The organism is Streptomyces sp. NBC_01384 (assembly GCF_045040035.1).
Taxonomy (GTDB): Bacteria; Actinomycetota; Actinomycetes; order Streptomycetales; family Streptomycetaceae; genus Streptomyces.
Map to the genome: position 1 here is coordinate 5,659,072 of NZ_CP109559.1, position 16,337 is coordinate 5,675,408.

Below are 16,337 nucleotides of genomic sequence, written 5' to 3' on the forward strand. Positions count from 1 at the left end.
CAGAGTTGGTTCGATCAAGGTGTGCCTTCATCGTACAGGGGGTGGGGGTTCCGGTGCCTGTGAAAGTGAGCACCATGGCGGCGTTCGCCTGCGAATGCACATCGCCCCTTAATGTCCCGTTTGTTTACTGTCGGGAATGTCCCGAGTGGTGTCCGGCACCGTTGCCCGCGAGCCCCAGCCAGCTCGCCAGCTTGCCGCCCTGGCCCACCGCGCGCAGCCGCCGTTCGGTCGCGTCCCGGACCGGGTCGGTGGCCACCACGAGCAGTTCGTCGCCGCGTCGCAGGACGGTCGCGGGCAGGGGCACGAAGGACGTCCCGTCGCGCACGACGAGGGTGACGGCGGCGCCCGCGGGCAGTCGTAGCTCGGCCACCTCGACGCCGTGCATGCGCGAGCCCTCCGGGATCGCGACGGACAGCAGATGGCCGCGCAGTCGCTCCAGGGGCGCCGACTCGATTCCCAGGTCGGCGGGCCCTTCGGACTCGCCCAGCCGCAGCTTGCGGGCCAGCCAGGGCAGTGTGGGCCCCTGGATGAGGGTGTAGACGACGACCAGGACGAAGACGATGTTGAAGATCCGGCGGCTTTCGGGGATGCCGCTCACCATCGGGATGGTCGCCAGGATGATGGGCACGGCGCCGCGCAGGCCCGCCCAGGACATCAGCGTCTGCTCCTGCCAGGGCACGCGGAAGGGCAGCAGGCCGACCATGACGCTCAGCGGCCGCGCGACCATGGTGAGCACCAGGCCGATGACGAGGGCCGGCCAGATGTCGTCGCCCATCTCATGCGGGGTGACCAGCAGGCCGAGCAGGACGAACATGCCGATCTGGGCGATCCAGCCGAGTCCGTCGGCGAAGCCGCGGGTGGCGGGCCAGTGCGGCAGCTTGGCGTTGCCGAGCATCATCGACGCGAGGTACACGGCGAGGAAGCCGCTGCCGTGGGCGAGCGCGCCGGCCGCGTACGCCGTGACCGCGATCGCCATCACCGCGATCGGGTAGAGGCCGGAGGCGGGGAGCGCCACGTGCCGCAGTCCGTAGGCGCCCAGCCAGCCCACCGCGAGGCCGATGGCCGCGCCGATGGCCAGCTCCAGGGTTATCTCGCCCAGCAGCACGTACCAGTGCTCCACGGGGCCCGCCTTGCTGAAGGCGACGACGAGGATGACCACCGGGGCGTCGTTGAAGCCCGACTCGGCCTCCAGGACGCCCGTCACGCGCGCGGGCAGGGGCACTTTCCGCAGCACCGAGAAGACCGCGGCCGCGTCCGTCGAGGACACCACCGCGCCGATGATGAGCGCCTGCCGCCATTCCAGGCCGATCAGATAGTGGGCGCCCATGGCCGTCACCCCGACGCTCACCGCGATGCCGACCAGCGCCAGCGAGGTGGCCGCGGGCAGCGCCGGCTTGATCTCCTTCCACTTCGTGCCGAGGCCGCCCTCGGCCAGGATCACGACCAGGGCCGCGTATCCGATGACCTGGGTCAGCTCGGCGTTGTTGAAGTGGATGTTGCCGATCCCGTCCTGGCCCATGGCGATGCCGATGCCCAGGTAGACGAGCAGGCTGGGGAGCCCGCTGCGCGAGGAGATACGAACCGCTGCCACGGCGACGAGCAGAACGAGCGAGCAGACGAGCAGGAGCTGGTTGAGGTGGTGGACAGTCAGCGGCCGTTCCCTTCACGCCAATCCGGGCACTGGATTCGAACACGTCGATGCGAACGCGCCGAGACGGTGCGAACGCGTCGGTCCGTGCACGTGGATCCGAACACCCGAAGTCGGTACATCAGTCCAAGTACTTCGTTACCTTACCTAACTCTTGACCCTTTCTTGACGCTCCAGGGGCCGAGACCGAACGCTCGTCCGCCCTGGTACCCGACTCCGCGTCAAGGCGCGCCGGGCCCTGCGCCTATGGTTGCTCCAGCACTCCAGGACCGCCTGCCGCTCGCGTTAGGACAGCAAGGACAGCGATGCCCCCGAACACCACCGCCTCTTCCGGCCAGAAGCCGGGCAAGTCCGGCAGGAAGAAGGGGCGCAAAGCCCGACTGGTCCTGATCATCCTGGTTCTGGCCGTCATCGGAGGCGTGGCCTTCGGCGGGTACTGGGGCGTCAGCACCGTTCGTGCCTCCTTCCCGCAGACCAAGGGCTCCCTCACGCTCGACGGACTGTCGGGGCCCGTGGACGTCAAGCGGGACGGTTACGGGATCCCGCAGGTATATGCCTCGTCCGACGAGGACCTGTTCATGGCGCAGGGCTATGTCCAGGCGCAGGACCGGTTCTACGAGATGGACGTACGCCGTCACATGACCTCGGGCCGGCTGTCCGAGATGTTCGGCAAGAGCCAGGTCAAGAACGACGAATTCCTGCGCACACTGGGCTGGGACCGGGTCGCCGAGCAGGAGTACGACAAGAAGCTGTCGGCCTCCACGAAGAAGTACCTCCAGGCGTACGCCAAGGGAGTCAATGCCTACCTGAAGGGCAAGGACGGCAAGGACATCTCCCTGGAGTACGCGGCCCTTGGCTTCACCAACGACTACAAGCCCCAGGAGTGGACCCCGGTCGACTCCATCGCGTGGCTGAAGGCGATGGCCTGGGACCTGCGCGGCAACATGCAGGAGGAGATCGACCGGTCCCTGATGACCAGCCGCCTCGGCCCGAAGCAGATCGCCGACCTGTACCCCGAGTACCCGTACAGCCGGAACAAGACGATCACCCAGGAAGGCCGGTACGACAGCGTCACGGGGTCGTACGTCCAGGGCAGCAGCACGACGTCGGGTTCCGCGACGCGGTCCACGTCGGGCACCGGGCTGGCGGGAAACACCATCGCTCCGGGTGGCCTGCAGAGCCAGCTCTCCAAGCTCTACAACGTCCTCGACAACGTGCCCACGGCCGTCGGCGTGAACGGCAACGGCATCGGCTCGAACTCCTGGGTCGTCTCGGGCGACCACACCATCACCGGCAAGCCGCTGCTGGCCAACGACCCGCACCTGTCCGCCTCGCTGCCCTCGGTCTGGTACCAGATGGGCCTGCACTGCACGAGCGTCTCCAGCAAGTGCCAGTACGACGTCTCCGGCTACACCTTCGCGGGCATGCCCGGCGTGGTCATAGGTCATAACCAGGACATCGCCTGGGGCATGACCAACTCCGGGGTGGACGTTACCGACCTCTACCTGGAGAAGATCACCGGCGAGGGCTACGAGTACGACGGCAAGGTGCTGCCCTTCACGACCCGCAAGGAAACGATCAAGGTCGCGGGCGGCGCCAGCAAGACGATCGTCGTCCGGGAGACCGACGACGGGATGCCGCTGCTCTCCGACCGCGACGACGAACTGGTCAAGGTCGGCAAGAAGGCCACCGTCGACAGCGGGGCGCCCGACCGCGGCGACGGCTACGCCATCGCGCTGCGCTGGACCGCCCTGGACCCGGGCAACTCCCTGGACGCCGTCTTCGAGCTGGACAAGGCGTCGAACTGGACCGGGTTCCGCAAGGCGGCCGCGTCCTTCGACGTGCCCTCGCAGAACCTGATCTACGCCGACACCGACAACCACATCGGCTACCAGCTGCCCGGCAAGATCCCGACCCGGGCCAAGGGCGACGACGGCTCGCTCCCGTCGCCCGGCTGGGACCCCAAGTACAGGTGGACCGGCTACATCAAGCAGTCCGAGCTGCCCTACGAGTACGACCCGAAGCGCGGCTACATCGTCACCGCCAACCAGGCCGTCGTCGACAAGGACAAGTACCCCTACACGCTCACCACGGACTGGGGCTACGGCACCCGCAGCCAGCGGATCACCGATCTGATCAAGACGAAGATCGACGGTGGCAAGATCTCGACCGACGACATGCGCCAGATGCAGCTGGACGACAGCAGCGAGATCGCCAAGCTGATCGTGCCCAAGCTGCTCAAGATCGACGTCGCCGACAAGAACGTCCGTGACGCGCAGAAGCTCCTGGAGGGCTGGGACTACACCCAGGACGCCGACTCCGCGGCGGCCGCGTACTTCAACGCGACCTGGCGCAACATCCTCAAGCTCGCCTTCGGCAACAAGCTGCCCAAGGAGCTGCGGGTCAAGGGGCAGTGCCTGTACGTCGACCCGGTCGACACCACGGGCCCGGCGGACGAGAACCAGGCGGTCCGCGAGTGCGGTGAGCGCGAGGCGGACCAGGCGCAGCCGGACGGCGGCGACCGCTGGTTCGAGGTGGTCCGCAAGATCATCGACGACCAGAACAACGACTGGTGGAAGGCGCCCAAGACGCGCCTCGACAAGGCCGCCAACACCCGTGACGAGCTCTTCGCGCGGGCCATGAAGGACGCCCGCTGGGAGCTGACCGCCAAGCTCGGCAAGGACATGGACACCTGGAGCTGGGGCCGGCTGCACCGCCTGTTCCTGAAGAACCAGACCCTGGGCACCGACGGTCCCGGCGTCCTGGAGTACATGCTCAACCGCGGTCCCTGGAAGATCAGCGGCGGTGAGGCGACGGTCAATGCGACCGGCTGGAACGCCGCGGGCGGCTACGGCGTGGTCTGGGTGCCGTCCATGCGGATGGTGGTCAACCTCGGCGACTTCGACAAGTCCAAGTGGATCAACCTCTCCGGCGCTTCCGGCCATGCGTTCAGCGCCCACTACACCGACCAGACGGACAAGTGGGCCAAGGGCGAACTGCTGCCGTGGTCCTTCTCCGGCAAGGCGGTCGACAAGAGCACGAGCGACACACTGGTGCTCAAGCCGTGACCCGCTGACGGCGGTAAGCGAAAGGGCCCTCCACGCGTGCGTGGAGGGCCTTCTCACGTCCGATTGGTGACCTTTCATGTCTATTGGCGCACTTTCGCATCTGTTGGCGCCCCCACGTATTCGTTGGCGCGCTCAGCGGAAGCGGCGTACACCCGACGGCGTCACCACCGCATGGACCGGACGGTCGTGCGGCTCTTCCGGGACGTGCTCGACGACCTCCGCGTCGTACAGGAGCACCACCAGCGCGGGATCGGCCCCCGCGCGCTCAAGACGGGCCAGTACGCGGTCGTACGAGCCGCCGCCGCGCCCCAGGCGCATCCCGCGCCGGTCCACCGCCAGACCGGGCAGCAGGACGGCGTCGGCCTCCCGGACGGCCTCGGGGCCGAGGCGCTCGCCCGCAGGCTCCAAGAGAGCCATCCTGCCGCCGTGTTGGACCTCTGCGAGGGAGCCCGCTCCGGCGTACGCGCCCCAGTCCAGGTCGTTGTCCGCCATGAGGACCGGCAGCAGCACGCGCACCCCGCGCGCGTGGAGCACGTCCAGGAGCGCGAGGGTGCCCGGCTCGCTCCCCATGGAGACGTACGCCGCCACCGTGCGCGCCTGCGCCAGCTCCGGCAGCTCCAGCGCGCGCACGGCGAGGGAGGCCGCGGTTTCCCGCAGGTCATAGGGTGTCAACCTGCTTCTCACCGCGAGGAATCCTCGCCGCAACATTCGCTTGTCAGGCTCTGCTTCACGTCCGAGGTGACTCACGGATCGCTTCCGTACCCTTTCTTATGCGCTCATATGAGAGTTAATTAAGGTGGAGCAACAGATTGCGCTCATAGCCACCGGATATGGTTACGGGCATGACTGAGTCGCACCCCAGGATCAGCAAGGCTGTCATCCCCGCAGCAGGCCTCGGCACCCGGTTCCTGCCGGCCACCAAAGCCACTCCCAAGGAGATGCTGCCGGTCGTCGACAAGCCGGCGATCCAGTACGTGGTCGAAGAGGCCGTGTCGGCGGGTCTCGACGACGTCCTGATGATCACCGGCCGCAACAAGCGCCCCCTCGAGGACCACTTCGACCGCAATTATGAGCTGGAGTCCGCCCTTCAGAAGAAGGGAGACGCCGACCGGCTCGCCAAGGTCCAGGAGTCCAGCGACCTCGCCACCATGCACTACGTGCGTCAGGGCGACCCCAAGGGCCTCGGCCACGCCGTGCTGTGTGCGGCTCCGCACGTCGGCCACGAGCCCTTCGCCGTGCTCCTCGGCGACGACCTGATCGACCCGCGCGACCCCCTCCTCGCCCGCATGGTCGAGGTCCAGGAGCAGCACGGCGGCAGCGTCATCGCGCTCATGGAGGTCGCGCCCGAGCAGATCCACCTCTACGGGTGCGCGGCCGTCGAGACCACCGACGAGGGCGACCTGGTCAGGGTGACGGGCCTGGTCGAGAAGCCGGACCCGACGGACGCGCCCAGCAACTACGCGATCATCGGGCGCTATGTCCTCGACCCGCACATCTTCGAGATACTTCGCAAGACCGAGCCGGGCCGCGGCGGTGAGATCCAGCTCACCGACGCCCTCCAGCAGCTCGCCCAGGACGAGAAGGTCGGCGGCCCCGTACACGGCGTCGTCTTCAAGGGCCGCCGCTATGACACCGGCGATCGCGGCGACTACCTGCGTGCCATTGTCAGACTCGCATGCGAACGTGAAGACCTGGGCCCGGACTTCCGGACCTGGCTTCGCAGTTACGTAGCCGAGGAGATGTAGGAACTTGAGCAGCGCCGCGACCCGCGTCACCAGCCAGGACCACCTCTGGTCGGTGACCGAGCACCTGGAGGACATCCTCGCGACCGTCCGCCCCCTCGAACCCATCGAGCTGCAACTCCTCGACGCCCAGGGCTGCGTCCTGGTCGAGGACGTCACGGTGCCGGTCTCCCTGCCGCCGTTCGACAACAGCTCGATGGACGGGTACGCGGTCCGGGTCGCCGATGTCGCGGGCGCGAGCGAGGAGTATCCGGCGGTCCTGACGGTCGTCGGCGATGTCGCGGCCGGCCAGGGCGAGCAGCCCCATGTGGGCCCCGGCCAGGCCGCCCGCATCATGACCGGTGCCCCGCTGCCGCCCGGCGCCGAGGCGGTCGTCCCGGTGGAGTGGACCGACGGCGGTCTGGGGGAGGGCCCGGTCTCCGGGATGCGCGCCCACAGCGCCGCCCCCGAGGGCGCCTCCGGCCAGGTGCGGGTCCACCGCCCGGCCGAGGCACGCGCGCATGTGCGCGCGAAGGGCAGCGATGTGAAGGCCGGCGACCGCGCCCTCGACGCCGGCACGATTCTCGGCCCGCCGCAGATCGGCCTGCTCGCCGCGATCGGCCGCGGCACCGTACGCGTGCGCCCGCGCCCGCGCGTGGTCGTCCTGTCCACCGGCAGCGAACTCGTCCAGCCCGACGAGGCGTTGGGCACCGGCCAGATCTACGACTCCAACAGCTTCGCCCTGTGCGCCGCCGCCCGCGACGCCGGGGCCATCGCCTACCGGGTGGGCGCGGTCGCCGACGACGCCGAGACGCTCCGCTCCACCATCGAGGACCAGCTCGTCCGCGCGGACCTGGTGGTCACGACGGGCGGCGTGAGCGTCGGCGCCTATGACGTCGTCAAGGAAGCCCTCTCCTCCGTGGGAGACGAGGACGAGGCGGGCAGCGGCATCGATTTCCGCAAGCTCGCCATGCAGCCCGGCAAGCCCCAGGGCTTCGGCTCCATCGGCCCCGAGCACACCCCGCTGCTCGCCCTCCCGGGCAACCCCGTGTCGTCGTACGTCTCCTTCGAGCTGTTCGTCCGCCCCGCGATCCGCACCCTGATGGGCCTGGACGACGTCCACCGCCCCACCACCAGGGCGACCCTGGAGACGGAGAAGGCGCTGACCTCGCCCGATGGCCGCCGGCAGTTCCTGAGGGGGCGGTACGCCGACGGAAAGGTGACCCCGGTCGGCGGCGCCGGATCGCACCTGGTCGCGGCCCTCGCCCAGGCCGACGCACTGATCGTCGTCCCCGAGGACGTCACCTCCGTCGAGCCCGGCACCGAGGTCGAGGTGGTCCTGCTCGGCTGAGCGGCCGGAGGCCAGGAGGGTCCTGCCCCGCTGGACGCACCCGGTTGGAGGTACCGTGTCGCGCACAAGAGGCCCGACCTGGAGCGCCGCGCAGATATGAGTACGCAGGACCGACTGACCCACATCGACGAGGCGGGCGCCGCCCGTATGGTCGACGTCTCCGGGAAGGACGTGACCGCGCGCACCGCCCGCGCCAGCGGCCGCGTCCTGGTCTCCCCCCGTGTGGTCGAGCTGCTGCGCGGCGAGGGGGTCCCCAAGGGCGACGCCCTGGCCACCGCGCGCATCGCGGGCATCATGGGCGCCAAGCGCACCCCGGATCTGATCCCGCTGTGCCACCCGTTGTCGGTGTCGGGTGTCAAGCTTGATCTGTCGGTCGCGGACGACGCCGTCGAGATCATCGCCACCGTGAAGACCACCGACCGTACGGGCGTCGAGATGGAGGCCCTCACAGCGGTCAGCGTGGCGGCCCTCACCGTGATCGACATGGTCAAGGCGGTCGACAAGGGGGCGGTCATCACGGATGTGAGGGTGGAAGAGAAGACCGGCGGGAAGTCGGGCGACTGGAGCCGGTCATGACGGCACCGTCATACCGCGCGCTCGTGGTCACCGCGTCGAACAGAGCCGCCGCGGGGGTCTACGAGGACAAGGGCGGTCCCTTGATCGCGGAGGGGCTGACGTCGTACGGCTTCGAGGTCGAAGGGCCCCGGGTCGTGCCGGACGGCGACCCTGTGGAGGCGGTGCTGCGCGCGGGCGTCGACGCCGGGTACGACGTGATCGTGACGACGGGCGGTACGGGGATCTCGCCCACCGACCGGACGCCCGAGGCGACCCGGCGCGTACTCGATCACGAGGTGCCGGGCATTCCCGAGGCCATCAGGGCGTTCGGAAGAGAGAAGGTGCCGACGGCGGCGCTGTCCCGGGGGCTCGCCGGGGTCGCGGGACGGACGCTGATCGTCAACCTGCCGGGTTCCACCGGCGGGGTGAAGGACGGTCTGGCCGTCCTGGAGCCCCTCCTGATCCACGCCGTCGATCAGCTCCGCGGCGGCGACCACCCCAGACCCAGCGGCAGTGGGGGTGCGAGCTGAACAGCCCATCCTGGCCCGTCGAGCTGGTGGACGGCGATGTCGTCCTCCGGCCGATAAAGGTGCGCGACCAGCGGGCCTGGCGCGAGGTGAACCGGCGCAACCGGGACTGGCTGCGGCCGTGGGAGGCGACGATCCCGCCGCCCACCCCCAGCGGCCCGATCGCGCACCGGCCGACCTACCGCCAGATGGTCCGGCATCTGCGTGCCGAGGCCAACGCGGGCCGGATGCTGCCCTTCGTGATCGAGTACCAGGGCCGTCTGGTCGGCCAGCTGACCGTCGCCGGGATCACCTGGGGATCGATGTGCTCCGGGCATATCGGCTACTGGGTGGACCAGGCGGTGGCGGGGCGCGGCGTGATGCCGACGGCCGTGGCGCTGGCGACCGACCACTGCTTCCGCACGGTCGGACTGCACCGCCTCGAAGTCTGCATTCGCCCGGAGAACGGGCCGAGCCGCCGCGTCGTGGAGAAACTCGGATTCCGTGAGGAAGGGCTGCGGCCCCGCTATCTGCACATCGACGGGGCCTGGCGCGACCATCTCGTCTTCACGCTGACAGCGGAAGAGGTGCCGGAGGGGTTGCTGGGTCGCTGGCGGCGGGCACGATCGGAGCAGGCCTCACAGAAGCAGCAGGCCTCCCAGAACCAGAGCAGGCCGGGCAACGCCAATAAATGAAATAGGTGTTCGAATTTGATCGCCCTGCGACCGTCTCGAGGCATTAAATCGGCGCTCCCGATGGCCTGCTGATCACATCGGGCACAAAAAAAGCTCGAAATATCAGCCGGATCGTGCGACACACCGGCCCAATTGGCAGATGGCCTCACGCAAACCCCTCTACCGTGTGAGGCGTGAGCAGCAGCGGCCTCATCTACGCAGTCATCGTCGGGGCCTGGGCCGCCTACTTGGTGCCGATGTGGCTCCGTAGGCAGGACGAGCTGAACGAAGCCCGTCCGACGGAACGCTTCAGCACCGCCATCCGGCTGCTGTCCGGACGGGCGGGTATGGAGCGCCGGTACGCCAGGGACCTGCGGGCGCGCTCCGCCGAAGAGGGGGAGCCCAGCGCCGATCCGGACGGCGCCACCGATTCGGTGGACGTCCGGGCCTTCGCCATGCCTCCGGCCCGGCAGCAGGCCAAAGCCCAACTCCCGTCCCAAGCCCAGCCGGAGCAGCAGCAGGCCCCGCAGCCCGCCGCCCGGCAGAGCGCCCCGGCAGCCGGTAGGCCGGTGCCGCAGCAGTCGGCCAAACCCGCGCCCAAACCGTCGGCGTCGGGGTCGGCGTCGGCGTCGGGCCCGGCCAAGTCCGCGGGCGCGCAGGTTTCAGCCGCCCGCCGGGCTTCCGCGGCGGAGGCCGCGGAGCGCGCCCGGCGCTCGAAGGTGCTCGCGCGTCGGCGGCGTACGACCGTGATGCTCTTCCTGGCCTTCACGCTCGGCGCGATCGTGGCGGCCGTCGGGGGACTCGCGTTCCTGTGGGCGCCCGGTGTGCCCGCCGTGATGCTGAGCGCGTACATCGTGTACCTGCGCGCCCAGGAGCGGCGGCGTTTCACGTACACCATGGACCGGCGCCGGGCCGAGGCCGCGGCGCAGCGGCTGCGGGAGCGGCAGCCGCGCCGGCGGCCCACTATCGACCCCGGCGCCGACGAGCCGGACGACAGCCCCGAGCCGGAGGCCGACCCCGGTCTGTCCGCGCTCGCGGCCGACCGTCGCGCCCTCGTCGAGCAGACCGACCACGCCGAGTGGGTCGACCAGCAGCGCGAGCGCCAGCGGGGCCCCGGCCGGGGTGACAGCTGGGACCCGGTGCCGGTTCCGCTCCCGACGTACGTGACCGCGCCGGTCGCGCCCCGGGCCACGTCCAGCGTCGACCTGGGGGCGCCGGACGCGTGGAGCTCGGCGCGCTCCAGCGCCGTTGAGCCGTGCGACGAGGAGCCCGCCGCCGATGAGGAGCCCGAAGCCGCCGAGTCGGCCGACTCGGCCGAGGCTGTCGACGACGGCCGCAGTGACGCCCGGCGCGCCGCGTCCGCCCGGCGCGCCCGCGAGCGCGGTCGCACCCCGCTGTTCGACCAGTACGAGGACGGCGAACGGCCGCGCGCGGCCAACGAGTGACCGCGAAGCCGAGAGCCGCACTCGGGAGCCCCCTGCTGACCAGCCAGGAACGGATTTCCAAGCACCCAGACGGGGATGCTAGAGTTTCACTCGTTGCAAGGGCCTGTGGCGCAGTCCGGTAGCGCACCTCGTTCGCATCGAGGGGGCCAGGGGTTCGAATCCCCTCAGGTCCACTGCAATTCAGAACCCCGTCGGATTCAATCCGGCGGGGTTCTTGCCTGTTCGGCTCGGTTGTTGTTCTTACCGCACGGTCAGCGGCTTGGCGTAGCAGAGGCTCAGCTCGTGAAAGCGGTAGTAGCCGAACTTGGCGCACGGCTCGTAGCCGCTGGAGAGGTAGAGGGCGACCGCCTCGGGCTGCTTGGAGCCGGTCTCCAGGACCATGCGGGTGCGGCCGGCCGCGCGGGCGTCCTCCTCCAGGGCGGCCAGGACGCGCCGGGCGAGGCCGAGACCGCGGGCCTGCGGGACCACGTACATGCGCTTGAGCTCGGCGTCGCCGTCCGCGTACCCCTCGTCGTTCTCGTCCTGGCTGCGCCAGCCGCCGGACGCTATCGGGCTGCCCTGCTCGTCGTACGCGAGGAGGTACAGACCGAGCGGCGGCCTGAACATCGACGCGTCGAGCGGTGTGGAATCGCCCCCATCGCCGTAGCGCTCGGCGTATTCGGCCTGCACCTGGTCGTTGAGCTTGACGGCGTCGGGGTGGTCGTACGGGACCAGGCGGATACTCATGCGGAAAATCGTACATCTATGCACTCGCTGAGTGGAACAGATTAAGTATCGTGCCTGGGTGCTGACTGTTACCTCGGTGAATGTGAACGGGCTTCGGGCCGCCGCGAAGAAGGGTTTCGTGGAGTGGCTCTCGGAGACCTCCGCGGACGTGCTCTGCCTTCAGGAGGTACGGGCCGAGCCCGGGCAGCTGCCCGAGGAGGTGCGGACGCCCGAGGGGTGGCACGTCGTGCACGCGCCCGCGGCCGCCAAGGGGCGCGCGGGAGTCTCCCTGTACACCCGGCGTGAGCCCGATCGCGTGCAGGTCGGGTTCGGGTCCGAGGAGTTCGACTCCAGCGGGCGGTACGTCGAGGCCGACCTCCCCGGCGTCACCGTCGCAAGCCTCTACCTGCCCTCCGGCGAGGTCGGGACCGAACGGCAGGACGAGAAGATCCGGTTCATGGACGAGTTCCTCGCCTACCTGAAGGAGCTGCGCGAGCGCGCCGCCGCCGACGGGCGCGAGGTCGTCGTCTGCGGCGACTGGAACATCGCCCACCAGGAGGCCGACCTCAAGAACTGGCGCGCCAACAAGAAGAACTCCGGCTTCCTGCCCGAGGAGCGGCAGTGGCTGGGGCAGGTCCTGGACGCGGGCGACGGCGGGTACGTCGATGTCGTGCGTGCCCTGCATCCGGACGTCGAGGGGCCGTACTCGTGGTGGTCGTACCGCGGGCGCGCCTTCGACAACGACAGCGGATGGCGCATCGACTACCACGTCTCCACGCCGGGGCTCGCGGGCAAGGCAGTGAAGGGGTTCGTGGAGCGGGCGGCGACGCACGGGGAGCGGTGGTCCGACCATGCGCCGGTGACGGTCGTCTACGACCTCTAGATCCGCCGGATCCGCTTCACGGGACTGGACGGGGAAGTGGCGGAGGGCGGGTTGGGGAGCATGGAGCTGGTGGCACCGTTCATTCCCGCGGCGCCGGGGACGGACCGTTACGTGGACGAGCTGCGGTGCTGGGAGGCCTGCGGTCGGACCGGCGACATCTCCGGCCAACCGCAGGCGGCCCTGCTCATGGTGCTGATCACCGTTGCCGTCTTGGCGCTGGAGATCACGGCCCGCTACAAGACGTACGCCGGTACCTGAAGATCGTCACACCTGTCCCGACGGCCTCCCTCGCTGTCGAACGGACTCGACGGATGGCGACATGACACCGGCCCGGCCCTCTGGCACTAGGCGGCCCAGAGCCCGCGGGCGTGCCAGACCCGGGCCGTCGTCATCGGCGCGGTGGGGGAGACGAGTTGCGGTCCGGCCGCCAGCAGCCGGAGTGCGGCGCGCAACTCGTCAGCGGCCAATGCCGCCTGTACCAGGTCCACGTAAGCGCGCTGCGCGGCCTCGCTCGGCTTTACCGTGACGAGATTCCTGAGGACCCGCCAGGCCGCCGCCGCGTTCCCGGCCGCGAGGTGGCTCAGCCCGGCCGATGCGCGGGAGCTGTTCGCCGTGGCAGGGATAGAACTGGCCGAGTCGGCGCTGGTGTGGCACCCTCGCGCAGGACTTGCAGACAGGGGTCCGGGTGACACACCCGCTCCCGGCCCAGGAGTGGGACACGCTGGTCACCACGCTTACCTCCCTCCACGAGGACCAGCGGGAAGCGCACCTGGACAAACGGCGCGGGCGCCGGCCCCGCACAACTGCTGCACGCACGGCCGTGTAGCCGAACGGCGCACATGCGTCAAAGACTCACTGATCCGCGGTATCCCGCAGTTCGGCCAGCAAGACGTGCAAAGCCGCCATGACCTGCTCGGTGATCGCGTTGAGGTTGGTGGCGGTCGGCTCCGTGTCGGCCCATCTCGAAAGGTCTATCGGGCGACCTGCCACGGCGGTCACCGACGTCCGTGAGCGCAAGTGCCACTTGCGGGTGCGCGGGTCTAACACGTTCTGCGGGCCCCAGGTCACGAGGGGCACCACCGGTGCCGCCGTGGCCAGGAACAGTCGCGCGACACCGGTCTTTCCCCGTCGTGGCCACAGATCGCCTTCCTTGGGCGTGGTTCCCTCGGGGTAGATGACGACGCAGTCCCCCGCCTGGACGGCATCCGCCGCGGCATCCAGCACCGAGGCCGCGTCAGCGGTGCCCCGGTATACGGGTATGCACCCCACCAGATAGAGGAACGGTCCCAGAATCGGGGCTTCGAGCAGGCTCGCCTTGGTGAGAAAACGCGGCCAGCGTCCGGCATCCCTCAAGCAGTGCCATACCACCAAGGGGTCGAACTCCGATACATGATTGACCGCTATGATACAGCCGCCTTCGCGAGGGATATTTGACAGATTCGACCAGCTTCGTCTGGTGAGCGACAGCGTGAAGATCTTTATCAGGCCGCTTCCACACCGCCGCCGAAATCCTGCCGTGCGCCGTTCCACGCTTGATCTCCCCCTGTGCCCTTGAGATGTCCACCCGGAGGGTACACGTTACCCACCCGCCACCCGTGAAAAGCAATCGTCAGTAATTCACCGCATCACGCGTTTGCTGCCCGAAGGTCGGGCGGCAACTACCCCCGGATCTCTCATAACTCACGCAGGCCGCCGAGTCGACCCCACCCGCCTCCACGGCAAACCGATACAAAACAGCCATTCTTTGGCGGCCCCCTCGGTTGCTCCGTTTAATCCACTCTCGTACCCTTAAGGGCGAATCTGGCTATCACCCTGCGGACGGGGCCGCCGCGCAGACGTGAAACCCGACAGAATCGGGGATGTTCCAGAAGGGGGCGGCGCGGCGGCGCTCTTTACGCTTGTCATCTTCACGTCCTTTCCCTATCGTTCCTATCGCTTGGGCGGCCCGGGTCCCATTTCGAAGGCCGCACACCGGGATGGAGAAGTGCAGGAATCCTCCGTCCGATCATCGCCCCCGCCGAATGCGACAAGATACCTGAAAATGACATACCGGATCTTCAAGCTCACCATCCTGTCGGTGCTGCGCTTATGGTTTCGCCCCAAGGTGGACGGAATCCGTAACCTGCCGCCCGGGCCGGCGATCATCGCCGCCAACCATCTCTCGTTCCTCGACGCGTTCTTCCTGGCTGCGGTCATGCCCCACCGAATCACCGTTCTGGTGAAGTCCAGCCTCTTCACCGGACCAGGTATCAAGGGGTGGCTCATATCGCGGTTCTTCCACGGCCTGGGCGCAATACCCGTCGATCGGGTCGGCGGATCCGTCGGCGACACCGCCCTGCAAACAGGTGTCCAGGTGCTGCGACGAGGTGGTTTCTTCGCGGTTTTCCCGGAGGGCACGCGTTCCCCCGATAGCCGGTTGTACCGGGGCCACACGGGCGTCGCGCGGATGGCGCTGGCAACCGGCTGCCCGGTCATCCCGGTTGCCTTGATCGGCACGGACAAGATCCAGCCGCCTGGCGCCACCGTGCCGAAGCGGTCCCCGCTGACCATACGCATCGGTCAACCACTTAACTTCCCCGTCGGGGAAGGGGCGGAATCCGACCGCGTGGCGCTTCGCGCAATCACGGATGAAATCATGCGCGGGGTGCAGCGACTATCGAGACAAGAATATGTCGATGAGTACTCTCCGGGGCCCGGGCTTCGCTGACGCACGCAGCATGGCTTGTCGCGTGCTCGGCGTCCGCGTGCGCCGCTGCGCTAACTGCTGTGGTACACCGCGATCGAGATCGCGGTGTAGTGGCAGACGAAGGCCGCGAGGGTGAAGCCGTGGAAGACCTCGTGGAAGCCAAACCATCGCGGCGAGGGGTTCGGCCGCTTGAGGCCATACACCACCGCACCGACCGAGTACAGCACGGTCCCGACAATCGTTAGCGCCACCACTGCCACGCCGTCGGGCTGCGGGAAAGCGGGCAGGTTGAACATCACGGTCCAGCCGAGCACCAGGTAACACGGGACGTACACCCAGCGCGGGGCGGAGAGCCAGAGCACCCGCACCGTGATGCCGATCAGCGCCCCGGCCCACGCCATGGCCAACAGCACTGGCGCCGACTCGTGCGGCAGCCCCACCACCACCAGCGGCGTGTACGTCCCGGCGATGATCAGGAAGATGTCGGCGTGGTCGATCCGGCGTAGCAGGGCGCGGGCCCGCGGGCTCCAGGTGCCGCAGTGGTAGACCCCGCTCACTCCGAACAGGAGGCAGGAAGTGGCCGCGAACACCGCGCACGCCGCCGCCGCGCGCGCGGTGGGCGCCAGGCAGGTCAGTACGATCCCGGCGGCCAGCGCGGGTAGGAAGGCTCCAGCGTGCAGCCACCCACGTAACTTCGGCTTGATCGCCCCAACTGCTGCGCCGGCGACTGGCTCTGTGGCCAAAGCCACAACCTGCGTCGTCGAGGAGGTCGAGGAGTCCTTCGACAACCGCAGCACCAGAGCCTGCACCTGTGTGGTCAACTCAGCGATCTGGATCAGCAGCTGGTCGATCCGCTCATCCTTCGCGGCCTCCCGGCTCCGTGCAGCCACCAACTCGCCGCGTATCGCGGCCAACTCTGCGAACAGATCCTTCACGGACCAGTCGGGATTCCCCACCCCGACACCCTAGCGATCGGGCCGGCCAGCCGGTGAACCGCACCCTGCTGAATAGCTACTGATCTTCTGCCGCGTGATCTTCTGCAACTTACGGGAACATTTGATCGACCGTCGAACGCCCGTCCCAACCCTTTTTCAT

16 protein-coding genes and 1 tRNA gene are annotated in these 16,337 nt (G+C 68.7%); 11 read left to right on the forward strand and 6 right to left on the reverse strand.

Going from position 1 to position 16,337, the window contains the following annotated elements:
• Positions 1-124 precede the first annotated feature (124 nt).
• A complete protein-coding gene (locus OG747_RS26120) occupies positions 125-1,651 on the reverse strand; it encodes a potassium/proton antiporter (RefSeq protein WP_405885670.1) in 1,527 nt (508 codons plus the stop codon).
• 302 nt (positions 1,652-1,953) lie between these two features.
• Here OG747_RS26120 and OG747_RS26125 point away from each other — a divergent pair, with 302 nt between their 5' ends.
• Positions 1,954-4,716, forward strand: a complete 2,763-nt coding sequence (locus OG747_RS26125) for a penicillin acylase family protein (protein ID WP_405881815.1) — start codon at positions 1,954-1,956, stop codon at positions 4,714-4,716.
• 132 nt (positions 4,717-4,848) lie between these two features.
• On the opposite strand, the gene OG747_RS26130 is transcribed toward OG747_RS26125, so the two are convergent.
• Positions 4,849-5,424, reverse strand: a complete 576-nt coding sequence (locus OG747_RS26130) for a 5-formyltetrahydrofolate cyclo-ligase (protein ID WP_405881816.1) — start codon at positions 5,422-5,424, stop codon at positions 4,849-4,851.
• Between the two features lie 134 nt (positions 5,425-5,558).
• On the opposite strand from OG747_RS26130, the gene galU reads away from it, so the two are divergent.
• The 7 genes from galU to OG747_RS26165 all read left to right on the forward strand — a co-directional run bounded on the left by galU (position 5,559) and on the right by OG747_RS26165 (position 11,141).
• Entirely contained in the window at positions 5,559-6,461 is a 903-nt protein-coding gene (gene galU / locus OG747_RS26135) for a UTP--glucose-1-phosphate uridylyltransferase GalU (RefSeq protein WP_405881817.1), read from the forward strand.
• A 4-nt stretch (positions 6,462-6,465) separates the two neighbouring features.
• Positions 6,466-7,788, forward strand: coding sequence for a gephyrin-like molybdotransferase Glp (gene glp / locus OG747_RS26140; protein WP_405881818.1), 1,323 nt, complete (start codon positions 6,466-6,468; stop codon positions 7,786-7,788).
• Positions 7,789-7,884: 96 nt separating this feature from the next.
• Entirely contained in the window at positions 7,885-8,364 is a 480-nt protein-coding gene (gene moaC, locus OG747_RS26145; RefSeq protein WP_405881819.1) for a cyclic pyranopterin monophosphate synthase MoaC, read from the forward strand.
• Positions 8,361-8,873, forward strand: a complete 513-nt coding sequence (locus OG747_RS26150) for a molybdenum cofactor biosynthesis protein B (protein WP_405881820.1) — start codon at positions 8,361-8,363, stop codon at positions 8,871-8,873. Before moaC ends, OG747_RS26150 begins: the two co-directional genes overlap by 4 nt.
• A complete protein-coding gene (locus tag OG747_RS26155; RefSeq protein WP_405885671.1) occupies positions 8,870-9,544 on the forward strand; it encodes a GNAT family N-acetyltransferase in 675 nt (224 codons plus the stop codon). The genes OG747_RS26150 and OG747_RS26155 overlap by 4 nt, the downstream gene beginning before the upstream one ends.
• A 173-nt stretch (positions 9,545-9,717) precedes the next feature.
• The gene (gene glpR, locus OG747_RS26160; RefSeq protein ID WP_405881821.1) at positions 9,718-10,968 is read left to right on the forward strand and encodes a gephyrin-like molybdotransferase receptor GlpR; all 1,251 of its coding nucleotides are present in this window, start codon (positions 9,718-9,720) and stop codon (positions 10,966-10,968) included.
• Positions 10,969-11,067: 99 nt separating this feature from the next.
• Positions 11,068-11,141, forward strand: a tRNA-Ala gene (locus OG747_RS26165).
• A 67-nt stretch (positions 11,142-11,208) separates the two neighbouring features.
• Here the strand turns inward: OG747_RS26165 and OG747_RS26170 are convergent.
• Positions 11,209-11,694, reverse strand: a complete 486-nt coding sequence (locus OG747_RS26170) for a GNAT family N-acetyltransferase (protein WP_405881822.1) — start codon at positions 11,692-11,694, stop codon at positions 11,209-11,211.
• Positions 11,695-11,752: 58 nt separating this feature from the next.
• Between OG747_RS26170 and OG747_RS26175 the strand changes: the two genes are divergently transcribed.
• Together OG747_RS26175 and OG747_RS26180 are read left to right on the forward strand one after the other, a co-directional pair.
• A complete protein-coding gene (locus OG747_RS26175; RefSeq protein ID WP_405881823.1) occupies positions 11,753-12,556 on the forward strand; it encodes an exodeoxyribonuclease III in 804 nt (267 codons plus the stop codon).
• 69 nt (positions 12,557-12,625) lie between these two features.
• Positions 12,626-12,814, forward strand: coding sequence for a hypothetical protein (locus OG747_RS26180; protein WP_405881824.1), 189 nt, complete (start codon positions 12,626-12,628; stop codon positions 12,812-12,814).
• Between the two features lie 86 nt (positions 12,815-12,900).
• Here OG747_RS26180 and OG747_RS26185 read toward each other — a convergent pair whose 3' ends face one another.
• Both OG747_RS26185 and OG747_RS26190 read right to left on the reverse strand, forming a co-directional pair.
• The gene (locus OG747_RS26185; protein WP_405881825.1) at positions 12,901-13,248 is read right to left on the reverse strand and encodes a hypothetical protein; all 348 of its coding nucleotides are present in this window, start codon (positions 13,246-13,248) and stop codon (positions 12,901-12,903) included.
• A gap of 160 nt (positions 13,249-13,408) precedes the next feature.
• Positions 13,409-14,086 (reverse strand): lysophospholipid acyltransferase family protein, encoded by a 678-nt coding sequence (locus OG747_RS26190; RefSeq protein WP_405881826.1) that lies wholly within the window; start codon positions 14,084-14,086, stop codon positions 13,409-13,411.
• Positions 14,087-14,393: 307 nt separating this feature from the next.
• Here OG747_RS26190 and OG747_RS26195 point away from each other — a divergent pair, with 307 nt between their 5' ends.
• Entirely contained in the window at positions 14,394-15,263 is an 870-nt protein-coding gene (locus OG747_RS26195; protein WP_405881827.1) for a lysophospholipid acyltransferase family protein, read from the forward strand.
• 50 nt (positions 15,264-15,313) lie between these two features.
• On the opposite strand, the gene OG747_RS26200 is transcribed toward OG747_RS26195, so the two are convergent.
• A complete protein-coding gene (locus OG747_RS26200; RefSeq protein WP_405881828.1) occupies positions 15,314-16,198 on the reverse strand; it encodes a hemolysin III family protein in 885 nt (294 codons plus the stop codon).
• Positions 16,199-16,337 lie beyond the last annotated feature (139 nt).

What these genes read in the sequence shown, in the direction of transcription:
- galU (WP_405881817.1), top strand. Translation starts at nt 5,559, where the DNA reads ATGACTGAGTCGCACCCCAGGATCAGCAAGGCTGTCATCCCCGCAGCA.
- OG747_RS26150 (WP_405881820.1), top strand. Translation starts at nt 8,361, where the DNA reads ATGACGGCACCGTCATACCGCGCGCTCGTGGTCACCGCGTCGAACAGA.
- OG747_RS26170 (WP_405881822.1), bottom strand. Translation starts at nt 11,694, where the DNA reads ATGAGTATCCGCCTGGTCCCGTACGACCACCCCGACGCCGTCAAGCTC.
- moaC (WP_405881819.1), top strand. Translation starts at nt 7,885, where the DNA reads ATGAGTACGCAGGACCGACTGACCCACATCGACGAGGCGGGCGCCGCC.
- OG747_RS26125 (WP_405881815.1), top strand. Translation starts at nt 1,954, where the DNA reads ATGCCCCCGAACACCACCGCCTCTTCCGGCCAGAAGCCGGGCAAGTCC.
- OG747_RS26130 (WP_405881816.1), bottom strand. Translation starts at nt 5,424, where the DNA reads ATGTTGCGGCGAGGATTCCTCGCGGTGAGAAGCAGGTTGACACCCTAT.